We start from the raw sequence: 5,907 nt of genomic DNA on the forward strand, positions 1-5,907 counted from the left end.
ACGATGGACAACCCCGCCGAGCCCGTCGAAGAGGCGGTGATCCTCCCCGAACTCACCGCCGCCTAAACTAAGAACAACTGACCCGCACGGTGTTGAGAAACTCCACCACTCAGCGGGACGTCACCCTGGTCAACACTATCGACATCGACCCCGTCCGGGCACCGCTGATCGTCTGGGCCTTCGAACAGTACGCCACAGGTGAGTACTCCGTCACCCAGCTCGCAGCGGCCCTCGAAGAACAAGGACTCGTCACACGAACATCGCGGAAGTATCGCTCGAAGCCGATCTCCGTCAATGCGCTCAGCGTCATCCTCGGCGATCCGTACTACACCGGCGTCATCCGCTACAAAGGCAAGCTCTACCCCGGCCGCCATCAGCCCCTCATCTCGAAGGAGCTCTACCTCAGCGTCAAAGAGATCCTCCGAAGCCGCAACCGCCGTGGCGACCGCGACCGCATCCACTTCCACTACCTCAAAGGGCTCGTCTACTGCGCAGACTGCCACGACGCAGGAAGAGATAGCCGCCTCGTCTACAGCCAGAACTCCGGCAACGGCGGCACCTACGAGTACTACATCTGCGCAGCCAAGCTCAAAGGCCAATGCACCATGCCAGGCATCCGTGTCGAACAGCTCGAACAGGCCGTAGCGAAGCGAATCGCCGATGAACGCATCGCTCCCGAGATCCTCGACAAGATCGAGGAAGGAATCGAAGCCGTCATCGCGGACCTGCAATCCACCGAACGCACCACGCGAGACGGCCTCACCAAACAGCTCGCCAAGCTCAGCCAGCAAGAAGGACGCCTCATCGACGCCCTCGCCGACGGAGACCTCCCCGTGCCACAACTCCGAGAACGTCTGCAACAACTCACGCTGCAGAAGGGAGCCATCCAAGAACGCCTCGCGCGCACCGAAGACTCCCTCCGCCACGGTGCCGAACGCGCCCAAGCAGCCGTCGCCCTCATCCGCGACCCCGGCGCGCTCTATGCCGCGCTCCCTGAGACAGCGCGGCGCGAACTCATCCAGGCCCTCTTCAGCCGACTCCGCGCCAAGGTCACCGACACCGACACCCGCACCGACGCCCAGCGCACGGCAGGGAACGAAGCGCTCCACACGCTCTCCAACCACGTCCTCGAGAGCACCCCGCCAGCCACCGCAGAACGCAAAAAGATCCCCGGCATTCCTGCCGAGGATCTCGATGTCGAGAGCGAATCACTTCACTCTCAGGTCATTGGTTCTAATAAGACCTACTTTGTAGCAGGAGCGGGGCTTGAACCCGCGACCTCACGATTATGAGTCGTGCGCTCTCACCAACTGAGCTACCCTGCCGCACTGCATCCGCATCGCAGATGCGAACACCGTGAGCCCCGAGTCAGGATTGAACTGACGACCCCTTCCTTACCATGGAAGTGCTCTGCCACTGAGCTATCGGGGCGCGCTGCTCCTCGCGGAGCAACCAGATGAGCCTACCATCCCCGAGGCGCCCTCACGAAATCAGGATGCCCCCTGGCGCGTCATGGCTCCACGGAGCGGATCCACCGGTCGGCACGCCGCGCGATCCCCCTGCGCCAGGGCTCACGCCGCTCCAGGTGGCCGTCGCGCCGGACCTGTCAGACGGATTCCCGGAACTCCTGCCACCGCCCCACCGCGGCGAGCCGCACAACCGGCATCCGGGACACAGGAGGTGTCAGCTGCGCCAGTCGCGTCGGAGAAAGTCCGGAACATCTGCCACCCCGGGCGGCATCAGGAGCGCCGGCGGCATCGCGAGCGCCGAAGCGGCGCCGTGCCCCGGCGGATCAGTCGAGAGACGACCGGCCGGCGTTGGCGCGCAACCACGGGAGCGGATCGATCGTCGAGCCGTTCACGATGATCTCGAAGTGCAGGTGCGCACCGAAGGAGTGCCCCGTGTTGCCGGTGAGGCCGACGATGTCGCCGACCTTGACCTTGTCTCCGGTCTGGACCTGCAGCGATCCGTACTGCATGTGCGAGTAGTGGCTGGTGATGACCTTGCCGTCGATGACGTGGTCGATGTAGACGGTCACGCCGTAGCCGCCGCCCTGCTCCGTGGCGATGCGCACGGTGCCATCGGCGATGGCCTGGATCGGCGCTCCCTCACCCGGGGTGAAGTCGATGCCCTCGTGCATCCGGCCCCAGCGAAGACCGTATCCCGAGCTCATGCTCACACCCACGAGGAACGGCCACTGGATCGCGGCATCGGGGTCGTTGGTGAACACCGAGTCGGAGAACTTGATGCCCTGTTCGGAGGCGAGGTCGACCAGCGAGACGGTCGAGAACTCCTCGGAGCGCACCAGCTGCTCGTTCTGCACACCGGATGCCGTGACGAACGCCTGGATCTCCTCCTCGCCCTTGTCGACGGGGGCCGCCGACGCGACGAGAGAGGTGCGCGCGGTGCCGAACGAGCCGGACGCGGCGACGGCCTCGGGCGGAACCGTCATGCCGACGGCGAGCAGGCCCGTCACGCTCATGACGCCGACCGTCGCGCCGAACGCGAGGAATCGGCGGGTGAGGGGGCGGCGCGACGCGACGTACGCGGTGCCCGCCGGAGCCGCATCGTGGGTGCTGCCGGCGGCGGAAGCGTCGTCGACAGGAGCCTTCGAAGCGGATGCCGCATCGGCGGCCTCTGCGATCGGCGCGGTGCCGAAGGCGCGCGCCGCCTGGGCGAACGCGTCGACGCGCTCCTCGCCGTGAATCGACGCGGCGGTCTCCGCGGCACCGAGGCGCTCGCGTGCGGAACGGCGGGTGAGCGGCGCGCCGACGAGCGGTGTCGTCACCCCGCCGGCCGCTGCCGACGCTCCCGCCGCGGGGGCCTTGACGGCCGCAACGCGGTACCGGCTGGAGCGGCGCGTGGGCACCGTGTCAGCCTGGGCGGTGTCGAAGGGCAAAGCGATTCTCTCGGGTCGGACGGCAAGTCGCAGGGAGCCTGCAAGCCTCATCTATTCGGGCGATGGAAGGCAAGGAAAGTAACGATCGGATAAACCCTACCCTGCCCTGCCTGAGAAAGCCATGAATCCGTCACGATCCCTCACCCCGCTGCGCTGGCTCGAGCGGAGCCGACAGCAGGTCCGACAGCCGGGCGTGCACGTCGAGGCCGCCGGCGATCAGCATCGGACGAGCGGATGCCGTGTCGATGCGGGTCACCGCTCCTCCGGCCTCCGCCACGAGGAGCGCCCCTGCGGCGAAGTCCCACGGTTTGAGGCCCCGCTCGAAGTAGCCGTCCAGTCGTCCGGCTGCCACGTACGCGAGGTCGAGCGAGGCGGCACCGGCACGGCGGAGGTCGCGCGCCATCGGCATCACGCTCCGGACGGTCGCGAGGTCGCCGTCGTGCGTGGCCGGGTCGTAGCCGAAACCGGTGGCCAGCAGCGCGCCGGCTGGGGTCTCCGCCGTCACCGCGAGCCTACGGCCGGCGAGCCACGCGCCCTCGTCGCGCGCCGCCCCGAAGAGCTCGCCGTGCGCCGGCGCGAACACGGCCGCCGCGAGCGCCTCCCACTCGTCCGGCTCAGGGACGCCCCGCACCGCCGCGATGCTCACCGCGTACGACGGGATCCCGTAGGCGTAGTTCACCGTGCCGTCGATGGGATCGACGACCCAGGTGATGCCGGTGTCGCCGCGCTCGGCATCCGACTCCTCGCCGAGGAATCCGTCGCCGGGGCGCGCCGCGCGCAGCCGGGCACGGATGAGCTCCTCCACCTCGCGGTCGGCCTCGGTGACGATGTCGGCCAGTGTCGATTTCGTCGCGGCGAGCGTGACCCCCTCGTCACGGCGTCGACGCGCGAGGGCCCCGGCTTCACGGGCGACCTCGGCGGCGAGGGCTGAGAGTTCGAGCGCGTCGGTCACTGCGGAGGCGTGGGTGCGGCCGGCGGGTACTCTTCCATCGCCGGCGGCGCCTGCGGCACCGGCGGGACGACGGGCGGCGCAGGGGAGACGACGGGTGGCACGGTCGGATCGGGGGCGGCCTGCGGCACGGACGGCACAGGGGAGACGACCGGCGGCGCGATCGGCGCCGAGGGCGCGGTCGGATCGGTGGCGGCAGGACCCGCGGGACTCACCGGCGGCACCGGAGCGGCCTGCGGCACCGGGAACGAAACCTGCGGCACCGGCGCCTGGGCGTACTGGGTCGCCGTCGGCACGCCGGTGTAGTAGGCGTTCCAGTCGGGGCTGCCGTCCGGCATCACCGGCAGCGGCGTGCGACCATCGGCGAAGGTCGGCCAGGCCGCGGGAGCAGCGACCCCGGGAGTCTGCACGACGGCGCGCGGCGCCTTCTTGGGCGCGAACAGCGCGTTCAGCAGCGGGATGAGGGTCGTGCCGACGGCCACGAGGATCGTGAGCGCGACGAGGATGCGGCCGTAGAGGTCGCCGTAGTCGAAGCTGTGCGGGAACGTCAGGTAGAAGACGAGCATGCCGACGAGCCCGATGAGGAACACGATGGTCGCGATGTAGATGACGCGCGTGAACGTCGTCACGAAGCGCCGCGCCGCCGGGGTGAACAACCGCACGTGCACCAGCGCGAGCTGCAGGATGCCGATGATGAGCAGCAGGTGGAAGAACCGCTCGCCGCCGCTGAGGTACTGCCCGTCATCGGGCAGCCAGATCTTGAACGCACCGGCGATGAGCGCGATGATCCACGACACCATGCTCGCCAGCGCCAGCCAGTCGGGGCGGTTCGGGGCGAGACCCGCCTCGAGGATCGCGACGCCCGCGAAGGCCGCCAGCAGCAGGATCGTGAGGAACGCGCGTCCGATCAGGCCGTCCTGATCGCCGATGAGCACCCACACGACGCAGACGATGGCCGCGGCGACGAGTGCCCCGATCGCGATCCAGATCGACCCCTTGATCAGGAGCGACATGTTCTTCGGCTCCGGTGTCGCGGTGTCAGGTTGAGACATGGCAGTCCTCTCGTGGAGTGGGCAGTGCCTTCATCCTCGCACGAGCACCGGCCGCAGCGGAGGCGATCGGTACGAGAAGATCAGCGACCCTTCTGCGCCGATGCGGCGGCGAAGGCGGCGATGCGGGCCCTGGCATCGGCGGTGTCCATCATCGCGCCGATCAAACGCGCCTCCTCGCCGAGCTGCTCGGCGAAGGTGCGCTCCGGACGCGAACGGATGAGGCGCTTGGCCTGACCGTAGGCGTCGGCCGCCCCGGCCAGCCAGAACCGGGCGACCTCCTCGGCGCGGGCCCGCACCAGCTCGGCCTCGGCCGCGGCATCCGTCCCCTCCACCACCTCGGCGACCAGACCCCACTCGATCGCCTCGGCGGCCGAGAGCAGGCGATCCTGCAGCACCAGCTGCAGCGCACGGCGCTGGCCGACGGCCTGCGCGAGCTGCGCCGAGACCGACAGGTCGGGGGTGAGGCCGATGTTGGCGTAGAGGCTGCCGACTTTCGAGCGCGAGCCGACGACGGCGTAGTCGCTGCACAGCAGGATGCCGAGGCCGCCGCCGGCAGTGGTGCCGTGGGCGGCAGCGACGACGGGAATCGACGACTCCGTCAGCGAGCGGATGCCGGCGTTGATGACCTCGGCGAGCGCGGTGATGTCGGCACCAGAGCTCATCGTCGACGCCATGTCGATGACGTCGCCGCCGGCGCAGAAGGCCGGCCCCGCGGCGTCGATGAGGATCGCCTTGATGTCGTCGCGGCCGGCCGCCTCCGCGGTCGCGTCGCGCCACGCGTGGGCGAGGTCGGCGTTGAAGGCGTTCAGTCGCGCAGGGCGGTTCAGCGTGAGCCGAGCCATCCCCTCATCGACCGAGACCAGGATGGCATCGCTCATGGCTTCTCCGTAAGTTGTTAAGCGGCCCGGGAGGGCCGGATGTGGCTGATGGCTTCTTGTCTCAAGTGGCTCCGAAGGAGTGGCCGTCCGGTTCTCCGGGGCACCCTGACTGCTGATTGAGATGCGCGT

Annotated in this window: 5 protein-coding genes and 2 tRNA genes; 1 reads left to right on the forward strand and 6 read right to left on the reverse strand. The window is 68.9% G+C overall.

The window, feature by feature from the left end; genetic code table 11:
- Positions 1–89: 89 nt before the first annotated feature.
- On the forward strand, positions 90–1,292 hold the full coding sequence (locus tag QM568_RS11450; protein ID WP_415138924.1) for a recombinase family protein: 1,203 nt from the start codon (positions 90–92) through the stop codon (positions 1,290–1,292).
- Here the strand turns inward: QM568_RS11450 and QM568_RS11455 are convergent.
- The 6 genes from QM568_RS11455 to QM568_RS11480 form a co-directional block, all read right to left on the reverse strand.
- Positions 1,252–1,325: transfer RNA gene (locus QM568_RS11455), tRNA-Met, on the reverse strand. The genes QM568_RS11450 and QM568_RS11455 overlap by 41 nt on opposite strands.
- A 34-nt stretch (positions 1,326–1,359) precedes the next feature.
- Positions 1,360–1,431 (reverse strand) — tRNA-Thr (locus QM568_RS11460).
- 361 nt (positions 1,432–1,792) lie between these two features.
- Complete coding sequence (locus tag QM568_RS11465) at positions 1,793–2,899, reverse strand: M23 family metallopeptidase (RefSeq protein WP_415138916.1); 1,107 nt, start codon at positions 2,897–2,899, stop codon at positions 1,793–1,795.
- Between the two features lie 130 nt (positions 2,900–3,029).
- Positions 3,030–3,851, reverse strand: a complete 822-nt coding sequence (locus QM568_RS11470) for an inositol monophosphatase family protein (RefSeq protein ID WP_415138918.1) — start codon at positions 3,849–3,851, stop codon at positions 3,030–3,032.
- The gene (locus tag QM568_RS11475; protein ID WP_415138920.1) at positions 3,848–4,900 is read right to left on the reverse strand and encodes a hypothetical protein; all 1,053 of its coding nucleotides are present in this window, start codon (positions 4,898–4,900) and stop codon (positions 3,848–3,850) included. Before QM568_RS11475 ends, QM568_RS11470 begins: the two co-directional genes overlap by 4 nt.
- A gap of 80 nt (positions 4,901–4,980) precedes the next feature.
- Entirely contained in the window at positions 4,981–5,778 is a 798-nt protein-coding gene (locus tag QM568_RS11480; protein WP_415138922.1) for an enoyl-CoA hydratase/isomerase family protein, read from the reverse strand.
- Between the last annotated feature and the right edge of the window lie 129 nt (positions 5,779–5,907).

The sequence above is a fragment of the Microbacterium sp. genome (assembly GCF_047607465.1).
Classification (GTDB): Bacteria; Actinomycetota; Actinomycetes; order Actinomycetales; family Microbacteriaceae; genus Microbacterium.

Bases quoted from the DNA above. Each gene is read 5' to 3' on its own strand.
- QM568_RS11475 (WP_415138920.1), bottom strand. From the start codon at position 4,900: ATGTCTCAACCTGACACCGCGACACCGGAGCCGAAGAACATGTCGCTC.
- QM568_RS11480 (WP_415138922.1), bottom strand. From the start codon at position 5,778: ATGAGCGATGCCATCCTGGTCTCGGTCGATGAGGGGATGGCTCGGCTC.